Genomic DNA, 20,593 nt, shown 5'->3' on the forward strand with positions numbered 1-20,593 from the left:
CGCGGTGATGCCGGATCTCGTCGTCAACCTTGCCGATACCCTGGGTATTGAATACCGTAGGTATCGTGATCGGAACGGGTCAAGCGTGAATTCGGACAGTTTCGGGAGAGCTGCGTCACCGCAGTCCCGCCCGACCAGGACAGAGGTCCGGCAGCGGCTGATGGCGGCTGCCGCCGACGAGTTCGCCGAGCACGGCTTCGTCGCCGCCCGGCTGACCGAGATCGCCCGGCGTGCCGGGTTCACCAAGGGCGCCGTCTACTCGAACTTCGAGTCCAAGCAGGACCTGTTCGCCGAGCTCTTCGCCGAACGCTCCCTCGAACTGGCCGCCCGCGTGCTCGCCGAGATCGCGGGCCTGAGCGCCACCGACGCCGCCGGTCGCGGCGGCGCGACCATCAGCTCCTGGCTGGTCGGCGACCCCGGCTGGGCGCTGCTCGTGCTCGAGTTCGGGGTCCAGGCCGGGCGCGACCCGTCGCTCGCCCAGGCGTACCTGCGTGAGCGCAGAAGGCTGCGCGGGCAGATCGAGGAACTGGTCGTCGAGCGCGCCAACGAATGGGGGGTCGCAGACCGGTTGGACGCGCGCAACATCGCGATCACGCTGATGGCGCTCATCTCCGGGCTGATGCTCGAGCACGCGGTGGACCCGGAGCAGGTCGACCAGCGGGCCGTGCAGTCCGCCATCTCGGGCCTGTTCGCGAACGCGCTGATCCGCGACTGACTACAGGTACCCGTCCTCGGGGCCCAGCATCCGCTCGATCCGGATCCGGTTGATCCGTGCGAGTTCGCCGACCATCGTCTTGCGTTCGGCCTCGGGGGAGTGGCCCAGCCGGACCGTGACGTCCCGCAGGAGTTCGGCGGCGTCACGCCCCGACGCGCACCACAGGTACGGGTAGCCGAACCGCTGCTCGTACTCGGCGCACGCCGCGACCACCGCCAGCATGACCGCCTCGTCGGGGGACCACACCGCGCACTGCTCGAGTGCGGACGAGGTGGTGTGCGCCCGCCGCGCCACCCCCGGATGGCATTGCAGGGTGGCGTCGACGTCGGCCTCGGACAGCTCGAACAGGCCCGAGTCCGCGCAGGTGAACAGGTCTGCGCGGGAGGTGAACGGCCGGCCCAGCGCGACGTGACCGGCCCAGGTCACCGAGCAGCAACACTCGAACAACGCGTGCACGGCGCTGCGGTCGGGCAGGGCATTGAACCGGTCGAGGCCGATTCCCTGGTGCATCAACATGGTCACCTCCGGCCGCGGTGCGCGTCGCACTGGTGGTCCGGTGCGGGTCACACTGGTGATTGTCCGATGCGGAGGTGGTCCCGGGGGCCGGTGCGCGACGAATTTCCACAGCCTTAACGTGAGGCCGGGCCCGCTGGTTACTCTTGAGTAATGACCGAACACAGCTGGAACGCCTTCACCGTCGAGCGCAAGGACCACGTCGCGCAGGTGACGCTCATCGGTCCAGGCAAGGGCAACGCCCAGGGGCCCGACTTCTGGAGCGAACTGCCGCAGATCTTCGCCGAACTCGACGCCGACCCCGAGGTGCGGGCCGTCGTTCTCGCCGGGGCGGGCAAGAACTTCTCCTTCGGGCTCGACCTCGCCGCGATGGCCCCGGTGATGGGTCCCGCCCTCGCCGACAAGGCGCAGGCCGCGCCCCGCACCACGTTCCTCGGCGACATCAAGAAGATGCAGTCCGCCATCACCGCGGTCGCCGACTGCCGCAAGCCGGTCGTCGCCGCCGTGCAGGGCTGGTGCATCGGAGGTGCGGTCGACCTGATCTCCGCGGCGGACGTCCGCTACGCGAGCGCCGACGCGAAGTTCAGCATCCGCGAGGTCCGCGTCGCGATCGTCGCGGACATGGGCAGCTTCGCCCGGCTCCCCGCGATCATCGGCGACGGGCACCTGCGTGAGCTCGCGCTCACCGGCAAGGACATCGATGCCGCGCGCGCAGAGAAGATCGGCCTGGTCAACGACGTGTTCGCCGACGCCGAGGCGGTCCTCGCCGCCGCGCACGCGACCGCCTCGGAGATCGCCGCGAACCCGCCGCTGGTGGTGCAGGGCGTCAAGGAGGTGCTCGATCACAGCCGCAAGCCGGCCGTCGACGACAGCCTCCGCTACGTCGCGGTCTGGAACGCGGCCTTCCTGCCGTCCGAGGACATCGGCGAGGCCATGGCAGCGGTCTTCCAGAAGCGCGCGCCGGAGTTCAAGGGGCGCTGAACCCGCCGCACTTCCGGTGGTGGATGCCGCCAAAGGGGTGGTAAACGGTGCCTTCGCGCTTGCCCGAGCGGTCGGCGCCCGCACATACTTGCGAGCATCAAGTAGTTGAATGACGCACGCAAGGAGTGATGATGACGCCCGAAGACGTTGAACCTCTCGCGGACGAGATCGGCAATTACCTGGTCCGCCTGCAACGAGTGCGTGACCGGACGATCGCGCACGCCAAGGCAACCGACGGCATCGACCCGGCCGCCTACGCCTGCCTGTTCCGGCTGATCAAGGACGGGCCGATGCGGTCGGGCGCACTGGCCGACGCCATGTACTCCGATCCGTCCACGGTCAGCCGGCAGGTCGCGCAACTGGTCGACCGCGGCCACGTCGAGCGTCTGGCCGACCCGACCGACGGCCGGGCGAGCGTCCTGGCCGTCACCGACACGGGCCGTGCCGCGGCCGGTCGGATCCGCACATTGCGCAACGAGAAGCTGGGCAGTCTGCTCGCGGGCTGGCCGCGACAGGACCTCGAGGATTTCGCCCGGCTGATGGATCGGTTCGTCTCCGACTACGAGCACGCGCGACCGACCTTCGCCGCCGTCGACTCCGGAACGAGGACGGCCCGATGAGCAACGCAACTGATCCCACCGCGGACGTCGAGAACACCTCACAGTCGGGGGTGTTCAGCCACCGCGAGATCCTGGCAATCCTGTCCGGACTGATGCTCGGCATGTTCCTCGCCGCGCTCGACCAGACCATCGTCTCCACCGCGATCCGCACCATCGCCGACGACCTGAACGGTTACTCGTTGCAGGCCTGGGTCACCACCGCATACCTGATCACCGCGACACTGGCCACTCCGCTGTACGGCAAGCTCTCGGACATGTACGGCCGCAAGCCGTTCTTCATGGCTGCGATCATCATCTTCGTGCTCGGCTCGCTGCTGTGCACGCTGGCCCAGTCGATGTACATGCTCGCGGCCTTCCGTGCGTTCCAGGGCCTCGGTGCCGGCGGCCTGATGTCGCTGGCGCTGGCGATCCTCGGCGACATCGTCGGCCCGCGCGAACGCGCCAAGTATCAGGGCTACTTCCTCGCGGTGTTCGGCACCTCGAGCGTGCTCGGCCCGGTGCTCGGGGGTCTGCTGGCCGGCCAGAACTCGATCCTCGGCATCGACGGCTGGCGCTGGGTGTTCCTCGTGAACGTCCCGATCGGGGTCTTCGCGCTGGCCGTGGTCTCCCGGGTGCTGCACCTGCCCAAGGTGCGTCACCCCGGCGTACGGATCGACTGGTGGGGCGCACTGGTGCTCGCGATCGGCATCGTCCCGCTGCTGATCGTGGCCGAGCAGGGTCGCGAATGGGGTTGGGGGAGTGCGGCATCGGTGAGCTGCTACGTGATCGGAGCGCTCGGCGTGCTCGGATTCGTGTTCATCGAGAAGAGCATGCGGGACGCGGCGCTGATCCCGCTGCGGATGTTCCGCAACTCCACCTTCGCGCTCGGTGTGGTGATCTCGATCGTGGTCGGTGCGGCCATGTTCGGCGGCATCTCGCTGCTGCCGCAGTACCTGCAGGTGGTGCGCGGATCGAGCCCGACCCTGGCCGGCCTGCAGATGCTGCCGATGGTCCTCGGCCTGATGACCGGGTCCATCACCTCCGGCCAGCTCATCGCGAAGACCGGGCACTACCGGATCTTCCCGCTGATCGGCGCCAGCATGCTGACCCTCGGAATGTTCCTGCTGCACTTCGTGCACGCGGACTCGCCGCTGCCGCTGGTGATGGTGTTCATGCTGATCACCGGCTTCGGCCTGGGCAACCTGATGCAGCCGCTGACCCTGGCGATCCAGAACGCGCTGCCGCCGCAGGACATGGGCGTGTCCACGGCCGCCGCGACGTTCTTCCGGCAGATCGGCGGCACCCTCGGCGTCGCGGTGTTCCTGTCCATCCTGTTCGCGCAGCTCACCCCGAACATCACCAGTCAGTTGCAGTCCGCCGCACAGGATCCCGGCTTCCGGCAGGCGGTCGCCGAGGGCGTGCACAGCTCGAACCCGGCCGACGTCGCGCTGTCCACCGGTTTTGCCAATCACGACATGTCGGCGGCGGGCAGCGTGCTCAAGGACAGCTCCGTCATCCAGCAATTGAGCCCCGCCCTGGCCCAGCCGTTCAAGGTCGGGTTCGCGGACTCCATGTCGGTGGTGTTCCTGACGGTCACGGTGATCGCACTGATCGCGCTGGTGCTCGTCGCGTTCTGGAAAGAGGTCCCGTTGCGGATCGGCGGCGGGCTCGCGGCGGCGGCCCGGACCGACACCGAGGAGTAGTGGAGTCGGGACGCCCGGATGAGCGGTCCGGGCGTCCCGCGCGTGGTGGGCGACTATCACCCCTAGGGTGGGCGAAACCCACCCCTAGGGTGGCTACCCCGGTCCGGCGTTCGCCGGAAACATAGGTGGTGCACACGCACCACAACCACCGGAAACCCACCGGAAGCAGCGCTGAAGGGGGTGATCGAGAAACATGTGGTCCCGGTCGGGCCACCTCGACAGGTCGCGGGCAGGACCGCCCGCGAACCCCGAGGAGCCCGCATCGACCCTGGTCGGTGAGCGCGACGTCGCTCGCGCTCTGGTCGCCCTGCCGGTCGAACAGCGACAGCCGCTCGTGCTGGCGTACTACCGCGGGATGTCCTGCGACGAGGTCGCACAGACGCTGTCCCTCGACGTCACCGTCGTCATCGGCCGCCTTCACGACGGGCTGACCACCATGGCGCGCACACTGCACCAGGCGCCCACCGGCTGACGGTCGTCGGACTCAGACGCGCCGCATCACCGAGACGACCTTGCCCAGCACGACGGCTTCGTCGCCGTCGATGACCGGGTAGGCCGGGTTGCGCGGCTCGAGGTAGACGTGCCCGCCGCGCCGGCGGTACACCTTGACGGTGGCCTCGCCGTCGATCATCGCGGCGACGATCTGACCCGAATGTGCCTCGTGCTGCTGGCGCACCACCACGATGTCACCGTCGCAGATGGCGGCATCGACCATCGACTCTCCGCGCACCCGCAGACCGAACACCGTGCCGGACCCCACCAGGTCACGGGGCAGCGACAGCACCTCGTCGGTGTGCTCCTCGGCGAGGATCGGGCTGCCGGCCGCGATGTCGCCGACCACGGGCACGCTCACCGAGTTCCCGCCCGACGCCTGCGAACCGGATCCCCGGAGGAACGGCCGCACGTCCACCGGTCGGGAGATCGCGGTGCTGCGCCGCAGGAAGCCCTTGTCCTCCAGTGACTTCAGATGCTTCGAGACCGACGACGTGGACGCCAGGCCGACCGCGTCCCCGATCTGCCGGGTGCTCGGCGCATACCCGTGCTCTACCACCCAGTCCCGAATGGTCGCGAGAATCAGCTGCTGGCGCGGCGGCAGCGCTGTGGTGTCGAGGCCCTCGAACGGGTCGATGTCGTCGTATCCGGTCACGCGGCGAATGGTAGTGGTGAGCGCCGACAATCGACTTCCGGGCCGTGCCAGCCCCGGTCGCTCACGCAACCGCCGCGGAACTGCGGGCCGCCGTCAAAGCGCTCGCCCACCAATGCAACTGGTCCAGCATGGCCTCCGAGGCGGACTCCGGGCGGGTGGGATCGTGCAGGGCGCCGTCCGCGTCGAACAGTTCGAAGTAGCGTGGGAAGGACACGTACTCGCGGACGGTGTGCGCGTTCAGTTCGTTGAACACCTGGCGCAGGTGCTCGATGGCGAGCAGGCCGCCGCTCGCGCCGCTGTAGCCGACGAATCCGATTGCCTTGCGGTCCCACTGGGTGAAGTGCCAGTCGATCGCCGTCTTGAGCGAGGCCGGGTAGCTGCGGTTGATGTCCGGCGTGACGACGACGACGGCGTCGGCACGCTCGAGGCCGCTCGTCAGGGCGGTCATACCGGCCGGGCGCGGCGGGTTCGGATCCATCATCGGCGAGACCGCCGGCAACTCCAGCGGCAGTGTCGCGTCGGCGAGATCGATCACGTCGACCTCGAAGCCGCCGTGCCGGCGGGCCTGCTCGGCGAACCAGTGCGCCACCACCGGGCCGAAACGGCCCTCCCGGACGCTGCCGATGATCACCGCGAGTCGCACAGGGTTGGACATGTCGAGTCTCCTTCGAGGGTGTCGGGGCGACCGCGTGGCCGCTGTCGTCGACTCTGCTGTCCTCGAGGCCTCGCAGGGAGACCGGCGGGAGCGTGGTAGCGGCAGGGCCACCATCCGGGGGTGTGACCGCGGTAGCTTCGGATCGTGAGCGACAACGAGTTGGGCCTGTTCCTGCGCACCCGGCGTGAGGCGGTCACTCCCGCCGAGGTCGGCCTGCCATCGGGACCGCGCCGCCGCACGCCCGGCCTTCGGCGCTCGGAACTGGCGACGCTCGCCGGGGTGAGTGTCGAATACCTGACCCGGCTGGAACAGGGCCGCGACCGGCATCCCTCGCCGCCCGTGCTCTCGGCGCTCGCCGAAGCCTGAACATGACTCCGAGCCAGCGCGTGCACCTGCACCGCTTGGTGAAGTCGGCGGATCCCGGATTCACGTGCCGCGGCTCGACCGCCCCGAACACGGTGGTGCGCCCGGCAATCCGCGCGGTCCTCGATCGACTCGAGCCTGCGCCGGCGGCGGTGATCAACCGCCTCGGCGACGTCCTGGTCTGCACCGACGCCTATCGCAGCGTGATGGAGCCGACCGGGTTGCTCGACGGCGGTCTCCCCGCGAGCTTCGCGCGCTACGTGTTCACCGATCCGCGTGCCCGCACCGTGTACCCGGACTGGGACCACGTGGCAGACAAGGCCGTCGCCACCCTGAAGCAGGGTCCGTATCGCGCGGATCCGGAGACGTCTGTCCTGGTGGACGAACTGACCGTGACGGTCGGCGCGGAGTTCACCGACCGGCTGGAGCGAATTCCGGGCCTGCCGGAGGCCAACGGCACCCGCCGTCTGGACCACCCCGAGGCGGGTCCGCTCCGGCTGGCGTTCGAGGTGCTGGACCTGTCCGCCGACGACGATCAACGCCTGCTCGTGCACCTACCGGCGGACCCCGCCACCGCGGCGGCGCTGGATCGGCTGGTGGGTCGCAGCCCCGGCGGCCTGCGCGCGCTACCGGGCTGAGCTACCCGGCACAAACGAAAAGTGTGGGATTCCTCCCGTATTCCGGGAGGAATCCCACACTTTCGTGGAGCTGGTGCGACTCAGTGGCCGCCGTTGGCCTTCAGGCGCTCGAAGGCCTCCCCGATGACCTTCTCGGCCTCCGCGAGGCCGACCCAGTCGGCGCCGGTGACGTGCTTGTTCGGCTCGAGATCCTTGTAGTGCACGAAGAAGTGCTTGATCGCGTCCAGCTCGAACTGCGAGACGTCGGAGATGTCCTGGATGTGGTCCCAGCGCGGATCGCCCGCGACCACGCACAGCACCTTGTCGTCGCCGCCGGCCTCGTCGACCATCTTGAACATGCCGACCGGGCGGGCCTCGACGATCACGCCGGGGTACACGGACTCGGGCAGCAGGACCATCGCGTCCAGCGGGTCGCCGTCCTCGCCGAGGGTGTTCTCGATGTAGCCGTAGTCGGCCGGGTAGCCGAACGAGGTGTAGAGGTAGCGGTCCAGCTTCACGCGGCCGGTCTCGTGATCGACCTCGTACTTGTTGCGCTGGCCCTTGGGGATCTCGATGGTGACGTCGAACTCCACGCCTCTTCCTCGCTTTGTCTCGGTGGATGGTGCGGGGTCAGGGTAACCGGTCGACGATACTGTGGAGAACTACAGCAGTCGGCTTCGACGCAGCCAGACGCGGTACCGACCATCGGAGGGGTGTTGGCAAAGGTAGGGGCGAAGGACCGCAAGATGGGGTCCCTGGCCGCGCAGCGGCGCAAACGCGTCCGGATTCTGCTCGGCGCAGTCGGGGTGTTGGTGTTGGCGACGGCGGCCGGGGTCGTCGCGATCGCGCGTCCCAACCTGGGGTTCGACGCCGGCGCCGAGACCACCACGACCACTCCTGCGCCCGCCCCGGTGCGGGCGACCCTGCAGGTCGCGCCGGTGCCGGCCGACGCGCCGATGCCCTCCCCGGCCGCATTGGCCGCGGCCCTCGGCCCGGTGCTGGCCAACCCGGCTCTCGGCACCCTGACCGGAATGGTGTCCGACGCAGCGACCGGCACCGTGCTCTGGAGCCAGGGACCCGACACACCGATGGTCCCGGCCTCGACGACCAAGGTGCTCACCGCGACGGCCGCGCTGCTCGCACTGCCCCCCGAGCATCGGGTGGCCACCCGGGTGGTCCAGGGCGAGCAGCCCGGGCAGATCGTGCTGGTCGGCGGCGGCGACCCGACGCTGACCGCGCAGCCGGCCGGACAGCCCGGCTTCTATCCCGGCGGTGCCCGACTCGACGACCTGGTCGCCCAGGTCAAGCGTGCGGGTGCGACCGTCACCAGCGTCGTCGTCGACAACGGCGCCTACGTCGGACCCGCTCTGGCACAGGGTTGGGATCCAGCCGACATCGCCGGCGGCAACATCGCCCCGATCGAGCCGGTGATGTTCGACGGGGGTCGCCTCAAGCCGCTCGAGGACGAGTCGCCGCGCAGCGCCACCCCGTCGCTGGACGTGGGTCGACTGCTCGGCGCGGCGTTCGGCGTCGACCCGGCCCGAGTCACGCTCGGCACCGCACCGTCCGGGGCGGCTCCGCTGGCCTCCGTCGAGTCGGCACCGCTTCGCGACCGGCTCGGCCAGATGATGGGGCACTCGGACAACGTGCTCGCCGAGGCCGTCGGCCGCGAGATCGCGGCCAAGGTCGGTACCGAGCCGTCGTTCACGGGCGCCGTAGCGGCGATCGGCCAGACACTCGGCTCGGGCGGGTTCGACCTGCGCGGCCTGACCCTGCACGACGCGAGCGGACTGTCGGTGGACGGACGCATTCCCGCACGCCTGCTCGACCAGGCGCTGACCGCCGCGACGGGCGACGGCAAGCCGCAACTGCGCCCGATCCTCGACTACCTGCCTGTCGCGGGGGCCACCGGAACGCTCTCGGACCGGTACGCCACCGGGGACCGCAACGCCGCGGGCTGGGTACGGGCCAAGACCGGCACCCTGTCCGCCGCGAGCGCGTTGGCCGGGTACGTCACCGACGTCGGCAACCGAGTGCTGACCTTCGCGCTGATGTCGAACGACCGGCCGCCGGACGTCAGCCGACCGGCGCTGGACGCGGTCGCCTCGACGTTGCGTTCCTGCGGATGCCAATGAGCACAGACCGGCCGGACGGGGACAAGTCGAGCGCGTTCGCGGGCGCGGTCGACTGGGACCTGGCGGCGTGGACCGGGGCCCGGCTCGCCCGGCCCGGTCCGACCACCTCGCGGTACTCCGCCGAGGCGGTGGTCGCCGAACTGGCGGACGCCTCGATCCGGGCCGAGGGGCCGGTCCGGGAGGTCACCGGGCTCGCGGACGGGCTGCCGGTACCGGAGGCGATGGTCGTGGACAGGCCGGGCTGGATCCGTGCCGCGGCCCGGTCGATGGCGAACCTCACCGGGGAGGACGAGGCCGCCGCGAAGGGGCTGCTCGGCGGGCGTCCCGCAGGTCTGCAGGCCGGCGCCATGCTCGCCTTCCTGTCCTCGGCGATCCTCGGTCAGTACGACCCGTTCACCGGAGAGCACGGAACTTTGCTGCTCGTCGCGCCGAACGTGCTGAATGTGGAACGCGCACTCCAGGTCCCGTCCAGCGACTTCCGGCTGTGGGTGTGCCTGCACGAGGTCACCCACCGGGTGCAGTTCTCGTCGGCGCCGTGGATCGCCGACTACATGCGCGAGAACGTCGCCACACTCGGGCAGACGGGCGAGGAGTCCGTCACCGAGATGATCGGCAGGCTCGCTGCTGCGCTGCGCGGTCGGCGCGACGGCGGCGAGCAGGCTCCGGAGGACAGCGGTGTGCTGGGGCTGCTGCGCGCCACCCAGTCGGAGCCGCAGCGTGCGGCACTGGACCGGCTGCTGATGCTCGGCACACTCCTCGAGGGCCACGCCGATCACGTCATGGACGCGGTCGGCCCGGACGTGGTGCCGTCGGTCGCCCGGATTCGTCAGGCGTTCAACCAGCGCCGGACTCGGCAGAGCAACCCGCTGCAGCGGCTGATCCGGGCACTGCTCGGGATGGACGCGAAGATGGCCCAGTACGTCCGGGGCAAGGCGTTCGTCGACGGTGTCGTCCACCGGGTCGGGATGGCCGAGTTCAACGCGATCTGGTCCGGGCCCGACACCCTTCCGCTGACCTCCGAGATCGAGGACCACGAGAAGTGGATCACCCGAGTTCTGGGCTGACGGTCGGGCCGCTGCCGGAGGGGCCTGCGCTGCTCGAGGTCCGGCATGCGGTCCGCCGGTGGGTGCGTGCGCACGACGACGCCGACGCGGGCGTGGCGGTGGCGCTGTCCGGCGGGGCGGATTCGCTGGCCCTGACCGCGGCCGCGGTCGTCGAGGCGGGACCGGTGCACGCACTCGTCGTCGACCACCGGCTGCAGGTCGGCTCGGGCGACGTCGCCGCGCGGGCCGCGGAGCGTGCCCGGGCCCTCGGCTGTGCGAGCGCGCAGGTACTACCCGTCACCGTCGAGGGGCAGGGGGGACTCGAGGCAGCCGCGAGACGGACGCGCTACGAAGCGCTGGACGCGGCTCGGGCCGACCGTCCGGTGCTGCTCGGGCACACCCTCGACGACCAGGCCGAGACCGTGCTGCTCGGGCTGGCCCGCGGCTCCGGTCCGCGCTCGCTGGCCGGGATGCGTGCGTACGACGCGCCGTGGGGGAGACCACTGCTGGGCGTTCGGCGCACGGTGACCGAGCGGGCGTGTACCGAGCTGGGTCTGCCGCCCTACCGGGACCCGCACAACCTCAGCCCCGAGTTCACCCGGGTGCGCCTGCGCACCGAGGCCTTGCCGCTGCTCGAACAGATCCTCGGCGGCGGTGTGGCCGAGGCCCTGACCAGGACCGCGGCGCAACTGCGCGAGGACGGTGACGTCCTCGACGAGCTGGCCGTCGAGCTGTTGACCTGCGCGAGTACGGGGGACGAACTGGACGTCGCGGCCCTCGTCGACGCCCCGCCCGCGGTGCGGCGCCGGGCGCTGCGGGCGTGGCTGCTGCGCCGCGGCGCGCGGGGCCTGACCGACCGGCAGTTGCGTGCGGCCGACGACCTGGTCGGCAGCTGGCGCGGGCAGGGCGGGGTCGCGCTCGGCGGGGGACGGGAGGGCGTGAGGTTGGTGGTCTCGCGGCGACGTGGCAGGCTGTCGGTCGGGTTCGTCGGCGAGCAGTCCGGCTCGAACAACTGCCGATGAACACCTGCCAATGAACAACAACAAAGGGGCAAGCGCCGTGTACGAAGGCGACATCGCATCGGTCTTGATTTCCGAGGAGCAGATTCGCGACAAGACGGCCGAGCTGGCCGCCGCGATCGCCGAGCGCTACCCGAACGGCGCACCCGAGGGCGACCTGCTGCTCGTCGGCGTCCTCAAGGGCGCGATCTTCTTCATGACCGACCTCGCGCGGGCGCTGCCGATCCCCACCCAGATGGAGTTCATGGCCGTCAGCTCCTACGGTTCGTCCACCTCGTCCTCCGGCGTGGTGCGGATCCTCAAGGACCTCGACAAGGACATCGCCGGCCGGCACGTGCTGATCGTCGAGGACATCATCGACTCCGGTCTGACGCTGTCCTGGCTGATCCGCAACCTGTCGACCCGCAACCCCGCCTCGCTCGAGGTGGTCACCCTGCTGCGCAAGCCGGAGGCCACCAAGCTCGAGGTCGACGTCGCGTGGGTCGGTTTCGACATCCCCAACGAGTTCGTCGTCGGCTACGGACTGGACTACGCCGAGCGCTACCGCGACCTGCCGTACATCGGCACGCTCGACCCGTCCGTCTACGGCGGCTGACCCCCGCCTCACGTGCGGCGATGCGCCGGTCGCGGCGGCGGTTCGGGCGCATAATCGTCTGATGGACCCGGAATTCACCGCCTCCTCGATCGCCGCCCGGGTACGCGCGGGAGCGCTCGCTCCCACCGAGGCGGTCGAGCTCGCGCTGGCCCGCATCGCCGAGCGCGACCTGCAGTTGGGTGCGTTCGTGGCGGTGCGGTCCGATCAGGCCAGGGCCGAGGCGACGGAACTGGCCGCGCGCGGCGACCTCGCCAACCTGCCGCTGGCCGGGGTCCCCATCGCGGTCAAGGACAACGTGCCGGTCGCCGGGCACCGGCTCGGCAACGGATCGCGCGCCGGTTCACCGTTGCCGTCGAGCGCCGACCATCCGGTGGTCGCGCGGCTGCGGGCTGCGGGCGCCATCGTCGTCGGACTGACGGCCGTGCCCGAACTGTGCCTGTGGGGGACCACCGACACCCCCGAGGTGATCACCCGGAACCCGTGGAACCCGTCCCGCACCGCCGGCGGATCGTCCGGCGGGTCCGCGGTCGCGGTCGCTGCCGGCATGGTCCCGGCCGCGCACGGCGCCGACGGCATGGGGTCGATCCGGATCCCGTCCGCGGCGTGCGGGGTGGTCGGCATCAAACCCGGCCGCGGACTGGTGCCCGCCGAGCTCGGCGTGGACTCGTGGTTCGGGATGTCGGAGAACGGACCGATCGCGACGACGGTCGCGGACGTGGCGCTGCTGCTGTCGGTGATGGCGGATCGACCCGACCTCGCCGAGGTCACCGAACCCGGCTCGCTGCGGATCGCGGTGTCGACGCGTTCGCCGCTCGCCTTCGTCCGGGTCGATCCGCACTGGCGTGCGGCGGCGGAGCGTGCGGCGGCCGCGCTCGGCGGGTCGGGCCATCACGTCGCGACCGCAGAGCTGCCCTATCCGGCGAACCCGCTGCCGCTGATCGCACGGTGGACGGCGGGCACCGCGGCCGACGCCGCGGATCTCGATCCCGCACTGCTGCAGCGGCGGACCCGCGGGCACGCCGCGGTGGGGCGACGTCTCGCCAGGTTCGTCAAGGCCGAGCAGGTGGAGCGGCTGCACCGGACGCTGTACGAGTACTTCGCCGAGCACGACGTGGTGATCACCCCGACGTTGGCCGCGGTGCCCGTCGCGTCGTCGCGGTGGAGCGAGAAGTCGTGGCTGTCGAATGTTGTCGCGAACGTGCGGTACGCGCCGTTCCCCTCGCTGTGGAACCTGGCGGGGTGGCCCGCCGCGAGCGTCCCCGCCGGGATTCATCCGCAGACCGGAACACCGCTCGGCGTGCAGATCGCGGCGCCGCCCGGTAGCGAGGGGAAGATCCTGGCGGTGGCGGCGCAGCTGGAGCAGCTGTTGCCATGGACGAGGGTCGCGTCGGTGTGAGGATGCGGGTCGCGTCGGTGTGACCGACGGTCTTTCGGCCGCTTTCGCTTTCGGAGAGGTTGCGCGTCGCCAAAACTCCGAGCGAACTGGACGGTTGTATAGGAAGGCTCTCTCTGTGCGCGCACTGCTGCTGATCGCCCTCGCGGCTCTGACCCTGCAGGCAGCACCTGCAGCGGCGGCCCCGGCCCCGGCCGACTGGACGTTGCCGAGGCTGACGGTCGTGGATCGCACGATCAAGGACGTCGACGGGCGGACGGTGCTGTTGCGCGGGGTGAACGTCAACCAGCTCAACCACTACGCGGACAACGGCACCGGCCTGCCGACCGTGATGCCACTCGACCGCAACGATTTCGCGCGGATGGCGGCGCTGGGATTCAACGTGGTGCGGCTGAACGTCGCGTGGTCGAAGCTCGAACCCACCCGCGGCGCGTTCGACCAGGACTACGTGGGTCGGATCCGCGAAGCGGTGTCGGACGCGAAGGCGCACGGCCTGTACACGGTGCTCGACATGCACCAGGACGCGTGGGGTCCGTCGGTGGGCACCCCGGCGGGCGAGCAGTGCCCGCCGCTGACGAAGCCGGGGATCGGGTGGGACGGCGCACCCGAATGGGCGACCCTCACCCACGGGTGGACCACGTGCAACGTCGGCGGCGTTCGTGAGGTCTCGCCGGCGGTCGCCCGCGCGTTCCAGTCCTTCTACGACGACGAACAGGGCGTGCAGAGTCACCTCGTCGAAACCTGGGCCCGGCTCGCGGCGGAATTCAAGAGCGAACCCGCGGTGGCCGGCTACGACCTGTTGAACGAGCCCAATCCCGGCCTGCGGGACCCGGTCGCAGCGGCAGACCAGCTCGGCCGTTTCTACCAGCGCGCAATCGAGGCGATCCGACGGGCCGAAGCGGGCGGGTTCGCCCATCTGGCCATCTTCGAGCCGAGTGCGATCTGGTCCGGTTTCGGCCTGGACGCGGTGCCGCCCCGGCACTACGTGTCGGACCCGCTCGTCGTCTTCTCACCGCATCTGTACAGCCAGTCGATCACCGTGAGCAGTGACTTCCCCACTCTCGAAGAGGGATTCAAGATCGCAGCCGACGCGGCGGCCGGCTACGAGGCACCCCTGTGGACGGGCGAGTGGGGCTGGTGGGGTGACGCCGCGGCGGCCGACACGGACCGATTCACCGATGCGATGAACCGGTACCGCATCGGCGGCGCGTGGTGGTCGTGGACCCAGGCGTGTGGCGACCCCCATGCCGTGCGGGACGGCAACACCGACAAACCCCAGGAGAACCTCAATCGCGTCGACTGCCCGTCCGGCACCCCGCTGGGTCTGCTCGACGGCGTCGCCACCGCACTGTCCCGCCCGTACCCGCGTGCGGTTCCCGGCGAGCTGACGGAGGTGACCGCGATCGGTTTCGCGGGCAAGGGGACTGGTCTGGTCGAGGCGTGGTGCCCGGGGGCGCAGGAGCCGCGACTGCGCACCGCCAATCTCTCGGACGTGCAGCTGAGCCGGGTCGACGGCGGATGGCGAATGACCGCGAGGGCGGACGGGAACTACTCGGCGACAATGGAATGATGCAACCAGACCTGTTGGGGGAGGAGAACTCTCGCGACAGGTCCGGCGTAGTTCGCGCGGACGATCGTGCAGCTCAGGGTTTCAATGCTCCGGATCACCCCGACCGTGATGATCGTGAACTGTCCGGGATGGGTTCCGCCGCAACTTGATTGCCCGTCGTCATGTGCAGGCGCGCAGCGCGACGTACCAGCCTGACGAGGTCGCCGGCGGGTCCCTCGAGTTGGCGGGGCGGTCGCCACACGGCGCGTAGAGTGCGCTCGAGGTCGAGACCGTCCACCTCCACCGCCTTCACGTCGCCGGCCGCCAACTGATCGGACACGGCCAGTGAGCTCAGTACCGCGGGGCCCACGCCGCTGAGCACGCTGGTCCGGATGGCTGCCGCACTGCCGAGTTCGAGAAGTGGTGCTGCCCGGTCGTATTCGTGCAACGCGACGTCGAGGGTGGTGCGGGTGCCGGAGCCCGGCTCGCGGACCACGAGGGGGGTGCCCGCGAGCTCGGCGACAGACAGCGCCCGCCTGCGCCGTGCCCACGGGTGGTCGGGGTGGACAACGACGATCAGGCGGTCCCGGGCGACGGCGACGCTGTGCAGCGGTCGTGGCACCGTCGGGGACTCGACGAATCCGATGTCGCAGGATCCGGCAGTCACGTCGGCGAACACCTGGGTGGAGTTCCGAACCTGAAGGTGGATGGTCACGTTCGGATCGACGTGGCGGAACTGTCCGAGCCACCGGGGCATGAGGTGCTCCGCGACGGTCATGCTCGCGCTGATGGTGAGCTCGGCGGCGCGCTTCTCGCGCATGCCCTCGGCGACGTGCAGCAGCTGACGGGCGTCGGCGAGGACCTGCCTCGACCAGTGCGCGATCACGGTTCCCTCCGGGGTCAAGGTCGACCCGGTCGGCTTCCGCTGCAACAGTGGTGTTCCGACCTGTGCCTCGAGGCGCTTGATGGCGCGGCTCGCGTTGGGCTGGGCGATGCCGGCAATTCTGCTTGCCGCGCTGAGACTTCCGTGGTCGTCCACCCCCACCAGAAGTTCCAGAACATCGAGATCCGGCCATCGACTGAACATCTCTCGATGATATGCCACCTCGACAAGACATATCATAGTGATATGTGGTGATGGTAGATTGAGGTCTACCGGTCCGGGTCGTGCTGCCGCAATGTGATTGTCATGTCCCATGAAGTTCAGGCGCCGTCCCAGTGTCAGCCGTCGTCTGGAGGGGAGGTCGACGGGCGGTCCCGGTCGCGGGCGTCCGGCACTGCGGCGGGCGTGGGCCTCTGTGTGATCGGCGCGGCCGTCGCGATGGGGATCGGGCGCCTCGTCCCGACGATCAACCCGATGTTGATCGCCATCGTGCTCGGCGCTCTGGTCGCGAATCTGGTCAGCGTTCCCGGCTGGATCCGCCCGGGTCTCGACTTCTCGTCCAAACGACTGCTGCGGGTAGGCGTGGCGCTGCTCGGACTGCAGTTGATGTTCAGTGACGTCGTCGGTCTCGGGTGGGGGGTGATCGCGGTCGTCGTCGCGATCGTCGTCCTCGGCATCGTCGGCACGATGTACGCCGGGAAGCTGCTGGGCCTGTCGTGGACGCAACGCGTCCTGATCGCCTGTGGGTTCTCGATCTGCGGCGCCGCCGCTGTCGCCGCTGCCGACGGGGTTGTCGACGCCAGGGAAGAGGAACTGCTCACAGCGGTCGCGCTGGTCGTCGTCTTCGGCACGCTGATGATCCCGACGATCCCGCTGCTCGCCGACCTGCTCGGGCTGAGCGAGCGGCAGGCCGGGATGTGGGCCGGCGGCTCGATCCACGAGGTGGCGCAGGTCGTGGCGTCCGGTGGCATCGTCGGGGGTGGGGCCCTGGCGGTGGCGACCGTCGTGAAGCTGGCACGGGTGCTGATGCTGGCCCCGGTGATGGCCTACCTCGGTGCGCGGCAGCGGCGGGACGCCTCCGGGCGCGGCAAGGTGAACTCCACGCAGCCGCCGCTGGTGCCGATGTTCGTCCTCGGGTTCCTCGGCTGCGTGGCGCTGCGTTCGTCCGGACTGCTGCCCGGTGCGGTGATCGAGCACGCGAAGCTGGTGCAGACCGCACTGCTGACCGCGGCCATGTTCGCCCTCGGCGTCGGTGTCCGTGTGTCACTGCTTCGCTCGGTCGGTCCGCGCCCGTTCGTCCTGGCGGCCGTCTCCACGGTGTGGGTCGCGGTCGTCGCCCTCTTGGGCGTCTGGATCGTGACCTAGGACCCGGCGGGCACCGGGCTCAGGACTGTGGCACGACCCGGTCCACGACGCGGGTGACCAGCTCGTGCATTTCACCCTCGGGGAAGACGTCGGGGAGCGTGAGGTGCTCGACGATCAGCCAGTTCATCGCGAGGTACAGCGTGACCACGGTGGTCGCGTCCCCGGGCAGTCCGGAGTCCAGGTGGTAGGCGACATTCGCGTCGACGTCCGCGCGGATCCTGGCGGTGAGCACCGCGCGTAGTTCGGGGCGGCGGGTCGCCTCGAGGCGGAGTTCCAGCAGTGCGAGGTATCCGGTGCGGTACGCACTGATTCGGTCGACGAGTTCGCGCATCAGCTGCGCCACCCGGTCCCTGTCGCGCGGACCGGACAGGCTGGTCGCGATCGTTGCTGCGTCGGGCTGGAGTCGTTCGTAGATGCGCCCGCCGGCCTGGGTGAGCAGGTCGTCGCGGCTGGTGAAGTAGTTGGAGGCCGTGCCCGCCGGCACCGCGGTCTGCTTGTCGACGGCCCGGAACGTGAGGCCACGGGCCCCCTCTGCGGCGAGTACCTCGATTGCGGCGTCGACCAACGCCGCCCGTCGTTCCACGTTCTGCCGCATTGACACCACTCCTGCTGTAGTACTACGTTCAAACCACTGCAGACAGAGTACTACGAACGGAGTCGTTTATGCGGAAGCTGGTCTACTACGTCGGCGTCTCCCTTGACGGCTACATCGCCGGCCCGAGCGGGGAGTACGACTTCTATCCGGTGGGCGAGGACCTCATGGCCTACATGAACGCCCAGTTCCCCGAGGTGGTCCCGGCCCACGTCCGCCAGGCAATCGGGCTCGAGGCCGAGCCGGTGCGATACGACACGCTGATCATGGGGCGCGGCACCTACGAGCCGGCGCTGGCCGTCGACATTGCCAGCCCCTACAGCCCGCTACGCCAGTACGTCGTATCCACCACCCTCGGCGTGGTCGACCACCCGGACGTCGAGGTGACGGCCGACGACCCGATCGACCTGGTCCGGCGGCTCAAGCAGGAGCAGGGCAGGGACATCTACCTGGCCGGCGGCGGCAAGCTCGCCGCGTCCCTGCTGCCCGAGATCGACGAGATGATCGTCAAGCTGTACCCGGTCGTCGCGGGGACCGGAATTCCGGCGTTCTCCGGCGAGTTCCGGCCGACGATGTTCACCCTCACCGACACCCGCACCTTCGACAACGGCACGCTGGCGCTGAACTACATCCGGGCATGAGCCTCAGCCGGTGCGCTCGGCGCGTTCGTGCGAGACCACCCGCTCGAGTGCGTGCAAGTCCAGTTCGAGCTGACGGAACAGCCAGTACGCCCATACGAACGCGAAGATGGCTCCGACGCTGAGGATTCGGACTGCGCCGATCATCTCGGGTATCTGGTCGGGGGACAGGAACGTGATGCCTGCGACCGCGACGAGTGGCACCGAGGCCGCGACGGCGAGGTAGCGGGTACTGCGACGGTCGAGTCCGCGCAGCTTGCGGTCGTCGTCGCTGCTGGTGATCCCGAGCGGCAGCAGGACCGGGTACAGGAAGCGCACCGCGTAGAAGGTGACGAAGAAGAACGGGTAGGCGACCGCGATCGCGCCACACACGATCAGCGAGCCGAGGAAGTGCACGTACGCGCCCGGCGGGATGCCGCCCGCCGCGACCTGCAGCGCGACCGGGTACGCCAGGCCGGCGAACGCCCACAGCCCGAACACGACGAGCACGACCCGGTCCCCGAGCAGCAGGGTGTCGGTGCGCGCCCGGGCGAGGGTGTGCGCGTCGTATCTTCGGCCCTGGCGCAGACCGCGTGGCACGGTCAGCGGGTACCGGCACAGGAACAGCAGGATGATCGCGCCGAGGGGGAAGGTGATGGCGTTGATCACGAACTGGATCTGCTCGAAGTGGCGCTGCGCGAGCGGCGAGAGGGTGCTGATGATCAGTGTCTTGTTGTGGTGGTAGTTGTAGGCTCCCGCCAGCGCGTTGGGTATCGCGATGGCGGCCACCAGGATCGGGATTGCCCAGCGCTGCATGGCCGTTCGCCAACTGCGGGCCGGTGGGTCGACGAGGTCACGGGCGTGCGGGTCCATGCACAGTTCGAACTGCTGAGCGAGTTCCGCGCCACTCTGCCAGCGTCGGGCGGGGTCGGGATCGAGGCAGGTCCGCAGCACCCGGCGCAGCGCCGCGGGGCAGTCGGGCGGCAGGCTCGCGAGCGCCTCGGGGCCGAGTCCGCGCCGCCGTGACTCCAGCATCCGTTCCAGAGTCGGCGGGGTCGGACCGCCCGCCCCGATGTCGGTGAAGGGTTTCGTGCCGGTGAGCAGCTCCCACAGCATCACGCCGAGCGCGTAGATGTCGCTGCGGGTGTCGAGGTCGGCGGCGGTGGTCGGCAGGTCAGGATGGCAGGCCTGCAACTGTTCCGGGGACATGTAGGACAGCGACCCGCCGAAGTAGGCGACCGGGCTCGAGCCCGCGACGTGGTCGCTGAAGCTGATGTTGAAGTCTGCGAGCTTGGGAACGCCCTCCGCGGTCAGCAGCACGTTCGCGGGCTTGATGTCGCGGTGCAGTACGCCGCGCTTGCCCGCGTAGTCGAGTGCCTCGGCGAGCCTGCGGCCGAGCCACGCGACCGTCTCCGGCCAGGACAGTTCGGCGATCTCCGCGCGCACTGTCGAATCGCTGGGCCGGATCGCGCCCTTGCTGTCGAGGACCGTGTCGATCGAGTCGAGCATCATCCGCCCGGTGCGGTGGTCGGGCGGGGTCTCGCGGACCCGCTCCAGCACACCGAGGAGGGTGCCGCCCGGCACGTACTGCATGTACAGCAACTTCATCCCGAGTTCCTCGACGACCCGCTGGTCGAAGACCCGGACGATGTAGTCGTGGTCGAGCTGGGCGAGGGTCTGCGGCTCGGTGCCGTGGTCGCGGGAGATCTTCACCGCGACCACCCGCTGCATGGACCGCTGGCGCGCCAGGAAGACCCGGGCGAACGCGCCGCGGCCCAGGGCGACCAGCAGGTCGAAGTCCTCGACCCGCTCGCCGACGTCCAGGTCGTCGAGGGTGCGCCGATCATCGGCGGGGACGGTGCTGACGTCGGCGGGGTGTACGGGTTCGCCCGCTGTCCCGGTCAGCAGCTCCTCGAGCTCGGTCGGTTCCTCGGGAACCTCGCGGGAGTACTCGTTGGTCACCTCGGAAGAGGCCGCGCTGCGCCGCGCGGCGTCGGAGACGACCGTCTCGTCGGCGTCGACCGTCGCGTCGGGGGTGGATCGAGTCGGGCGATCCGTCATGGAACCTTCTACTGCTCGGGGCGCCGGACGCCGGCACCCGCGGCTTCA

The 20,593-nt window shown here is 69.9% G+C and carries 22 protein-coding genes; 15 read left to right on the plus strand and 7 right to left on the minus strand.

Going from position 1 to position 20,593, the window contains the following annotated elements; all coding sequences use genetic code 11:
• Positions 1-160: 160 nt before the first annotated feature.
• Positions 161-715: a TetR/AcrR family transcriptional regulator gene (locus FK531_RS02920; protein ID WP_246097789.1), complete on the plus strand. Its 555-nt coding sequence runs from the start codon at positions 161-163 to the stop codon at positions 713-715.
• Here the strand turns inward: FK531_RS02920 and FK531_RS02925 are convergent, their stop codons facing one another.
• On the minus strand, positions 716-1,231 hold the full coding sequence (locus FK531_RS02925; RefSeq protein WP_142095105.1) for a 2-oxo-4-hydroxy-4-carboxy-5-ureidoimidazoline decarboxylase: 516 nt from the start codon (positions 1,229-1,231) through the stop codon (positions 716-718).
• Between the two features lie 150 nt (positions 1,232-1,381).
• On the opposite strand from FK531_RS02925, the gene FK531_RS02930 reads away from it, so the two are divergent.
• The 4 genes from FK531_RS02930 to FK531_RS02945 all read left to right on the plus strand — a co-directional run bounded on the left by FK531_RS02930 (position 1,382) and on the right by FK531_RS02945 (position 4,983).
• Complete coding sequence (locus tag FK531_RS02930; RefSeq protein ID WP_142095106.1) at positions 1,382-2,209, plus strand: crotonase/enoyl-CoA hydratase family protein; 828 nt, start codon at positions 1,382-1,384, stop codon at positions 2,207-2,209.
• A gap of 131 nt (positions 2,210-2,340) precedes the next feature.
• Entirely contained in the window at positions 2,341-2,829 is a 489-nt protein-coding gene (locus FK531_RS02935; protein WP_246097791.1) for a MarR family winged helix-turn-helix transcriptional regulator, read from the plus strand.
• Positions 2,826-4,511 carry an MDR family MFS transporter gene (locus FK531_RS02940; RefSeq protein ID WP_142095108.1) on the plus strand — a complete coding sequence of 562 codons (1,686 nt, stop codon included), beginning with the start codon at positions 2,826-2,828 and terminating at the stop codon, positions 4,509-4,511. The genes FK531_RS02935 and FK531_RS02940 overlap by 4 nt, the downstream gene beginning before the upstream one ends.
• 193 nt (positions 4,512-4,704) lie before the next feature.
• Entirely contained in the window at positions 4,705-4,983 is a 279-nt protein-coding gene (locus FK531_RS02945) for an RNA polymerase sigma factor (RefSeq protein ID WP_142095109.1), read from the plus strand.
• A 12-nt stretch (positions 4,984-4,995) separates the two neighbouring features.
• Here the strand turns inward: FK531_RS02945 and lexA are convergent, their stop codons facing one another.
• Together lexA and FK531_RS02955 are read right to left on the minus strand one after the other, a co-directional pair.
• Positions 4,996-5,658: a transcriptional repressor LexA gene (gene lexA / locus FK531_RS02950; RefSeq protein WP_142095110.1), complete on the minus strand. Its 663-nt coding sequence runs from the start codon at positions 5,656-5,658 to the stop codon at positions 4,996-4,998.
• Positions 5,659-5,719: 61 nt separating this feature from the next.
• Positions 5,720-6,313 (minus strand): NADPH-dependent FMN reductase, encoded by a 594-nt coding sequence (locus tag FK531_RS02955; RefSeq protein WP_142095111.1) that lies wholly within the window; start codon positions 6,311-6,313, stop codon positions 5,720-5,722.
• A gap of 144 nt (positions 6,314-6,457) precedes the next feature.
• On the opposite strand from FK531_RS02955, the gene FK531_RS22585 reads away from it, so the two are divergent.
• Both FK531_RS22585 and FK531_RS02960 read left to right on the plus strand, forming a co-directional pair.
• A complete protein-coding gene (locus FK531_RS22585) occupies positions 6,458-6,679 on the plus strand; it encodes a helix-turn-helix domain-containing protein (RefSeq protein ID WP_246097792.1) in 222 nt (73 codons plus the stop codon).
• Between the two features lie 2 nt (positions 6,680-6,681).
• Positions 6,682-7,314: an MmyB family transcriptional regulator gene (locus FK531_RS02960; protein WP_246097794.1), complete on the plus strand. Its 633-nt coding sequence runs from the start codon at positions 6,682-6,684 to the stop codon at positions 7,312-7,314.
• 80 nt (positions 7,315-7,394) lie between these two features.
• On the opposite strand, the gene FK531_RS02965 is transcribed toward FK531_RS02960, so the two are convergent.
• Complete coding sequence (locus tag FK531_RS02965) at positions 7,395-7,886, minus strand: inorganic diphosphatase (RefSeq protein ID WP_142095112.1); 492 nt, start codon at positions 7,884-7,886, stop codon at positions 7,395-7,397.
• A 153-nt stretch (positions 7,887-8,039) separates the two neighbouring features.
• Between FK531_RS02965 and dacB the strand changes: the two genes are divergently transcribed.
• The 6 genes from dacB to FK531_RS02995 all read left to right on the plus strand — a co-directional run bounded on the left by dacB (position 8,040) and on the right by FK531_RS02995 (position 15,048).
• Entirely contained in the window at positions 8,040-9,428 is a 1,389-nt protein-coding gene (dacB, locus tag FK531_RS02970; RefSeq protein ID WP_142095349.1) for a D-alanyl-D-alanine carboxypeptidase/D-alanyl-D-alanine endopeptidase, read from the plus strand.
• Positions 9,425-10,492: a zinc-dependent metalloprotease gene (locus FK531_RS02975; RefSeq protein WP_142095113.1), complete on the plus strand. Its 1,068-nt coding sequence runs from the start codon at positions 9,425-9,427 to the stop codon at positions 10,490-10,492. Before dacB ends, FK531_RS02975 begins: the two co-directional genes overlap by 4 nt.
• On the plus strand, positions 10,468-11,493 hold the full coding sequence (gene tilS, locus FK531_RS02980) for a tRNA lysidine(34) synthetase TilS (protein WP_246097796.1): 1,026 nt from the start codon (positions 10,468-10,470) through the stop codon (positions 11,491-11,493). The genes FK531_RS02975 and tilS overlap by 25 nt, the downstream gene beginning before the upstream one ends.
• Before the next feature lie 37 nt (positions 11,494-11,530).
• Positions 11,531-12,085: a hypoxanthine phosphoribosyltransferase gene (gene hpt, locus FK531_RS02985; RefSeq protein ID WP_142095114.1), complete on the plus strand. Its 555-nt coding sequence runs from the start codon at positions 11,531-11,533 to the stop codon at positions 12,083-12,085.
• A 58-nt stretch (positions 12,086-12,143) separates the two neighbouring features.
• A complete protein-coding gene (locus FK531_RS02990; RefSeq protein WP_142095115.1) occupies positions 12,144-13,481 on the plus strand; it encodes an amidase in 1,338 nt (445 codons plus the stop codon).
• Positions 13,482-13,596: 115 nt separating this feature from the next.
• A complete protein-coding gene (locus tag FK531_RS02995) occupies positions 13,597-15,048 on the plus strand; it encodes a glycoside hydrolase family 5 protein (protein WP_142095116.1) in 1,452 nt (483 codons plus the stop codon).
• A 94-nt stretch (positions 15,049-15,142) separates the two neighbouring features.
• Here FK531_RS02995 and FK531_RS03000 read toward each other — a convergent pair whose 3' ends face one another.
• Positions 15,143-16,114, minus strand: coding sequence for a LysR family transcriptional regulator (locus tag FK531_RS03000; RefSeq protein WP_142095117.1), 972 nt, complete (start codon positions 16,112-16,114; stop codon positions 15,143-15,145).
• Between the two features lie 102 nt (positions 16,115-16,216).
• Between FK531_RS03000 and FK531_RS03005 the strand changes: the two genes are divergently transcribed.
• Entirely contained in the window at positions 16,217-17,275 is a 1,059-nt protein-coding gene (locus FK531_RS03005; RefSeq protein WP_142095118.1) for a YeiH family protein, read from the plus strand.
• Positions 17,276-17,294: 19 nt separating this feature from the next.
• Here the strand turns inward: FK531_RS03005 and FK531_RS03010 are convergent, their stop codons facing one another.
• A complete protein-coding gene (locus FK531_RS03010) occupies positions 17,295-17,870 on the minus strand; it encodes a TetR/AcrR family transcriptional regulator (protein ID WP_142095119.1) in 576 nt (191 codons plus the stop codon).
• Between the two features lie 68 nt (positions 17,871-17,938).
• On the opposite strand from FK531_RS03010, the gene FK531_RS03015 reads away from it, so the two are divergent.
• A complete protein-coding gene (locus FK531_RS03015) occupies positions 17,939-18,508 on the plus strand; it encodes a dihydrofolate reductase family protein (RefSeq protein WP_142095120.1) in 570 nt (189 codons plus the stop codon).
• Between the two features lie 3 nt (positions 18,509-18,511).
• Here the strand turns inward: FK531_RS03015 and FK531_RS03020 are convergent, their stop codons facing one another.
• Positions 18,512-20,545, minus strand: a complete 2,034-nt coding sequence (locus FK531_RS03020; protein WP_142095121.1) for a serine/threonine-protein kinase — start codon at positions 20,543-20,545, stop codon at positions 18,512-18,514.
• Positions 20,546-20,593 lie beyond the last annotated feature (48 nt).

Origin of the sequence: Rhodococcus spelaei (assembly GCF_006704125.1) — a bacterium.
Lineage (GTDB): Bacteria > Actinomycetota > Actinomycetes > Mycobacteriales > Mycobacteriaceae > Rhodococcus_G > Rhodococcus_G spelaei.

Coding starts and splice junctions, on each gene's coding strand:
- FK531_RS02920 (WP_246097789.1), top strand. CDS start 161: ATGGCGGCTGCCGCCGACGAGTTCGCCGAGCACGGCTTCGTCGCCGCC.
- FK531_RS02925 (WP_142095105.1), bottom strand. CDS start 1,231: ATGTTGATGCACCAGGGAATCGGCCTCGACCGGTTCAATGCCCTGCCC.
- FK531_RS02930 (WP_142095106.1), top strand. CDS start 1,382: ATGACCGAACACAGCTGGAACGCCTTCACCGTCGAGCGCAAGGACCAC.
- FK531_RS02935 (WP_246097791.1), top strand. CDS start 2,341: ATGACGCCCGAAGACGTTGAACCTCTCGCGGACGAGATCGGCAATTAC.
- FK531_RS02940 (WP_142095108.1), top strand. CDS start 2,826: ATGAGCAACGCAACTGATCCCACCGCGGACGTCGAGAACACCTCACAG.
- FK531_RS02945 (WP_142095109.1), top strand. CDS start 4,705: ATGTGGTCCCGGTCGGGCCACCTCGACAGGTCGCGGGCAGGACCGCCC.
- FK531_RS02955 (WP_142095111.1), bottom strand. CDS start 6,313: ATGTCCAACCCTGTGCGACTCGCGGTGATCATCGGCAGCGTCCGGGAG.
- FK531_RS02960 (WP_246097794.1), top strand. CDS start 6,682: ATGACTCCGAGCCAGCGCGTGCACCTGCACCGCTTGGTGAAGTCGGCG.
- dacB (WP_142095349.1), top strand. CDS start 8,040: ATGGGGTCCCTGGCCGCGCAGCGGCGCAAACGCGTCCGGATTCTGCTC.
- FK531_RS02975 (WP_142095113.1), top strand. CDS start 9,425: ATGAGCACAGACCGGCCGGACGGGGACAAGTCGAGCGCGTTCGCGGGC.
- FK531_RS03000 (WP_142095117.1), bottom strand. CDS start 16,114: ATGTTCAGTCGATGGCCGGATCTCGATGTTCTGGAACTTCTGGTGGGG.
- FK531_RS03005 (WP_142095118.1), top strand. CDS start 16,217: ATGTCCCATGAAGTTCAGGCGCCGTCCCAGTGTCAGCCGTCGTCTGGA.
- FK531_RS03010 (WP_142095119.1), bottom strand. CDS start 17,870: ATGCGGCAGAACGTGGAACGACGGGCGGCGTTGGTCGACGCCGCAATC.
- FK531_RS03015 (WP_142095120.1), top strand. CDS start 17,939: ATGCGGAAGCTGGTCTACTACGTCGGCGTCTCCCTTGACGGCTACATC.
- FK531_RS03020 (WP_142095121.1), bottom strand. CDS start 20,545: ATGACGGATCGCCCGACTCGATCCACCCCCGACGCGACGGTCGACGCC.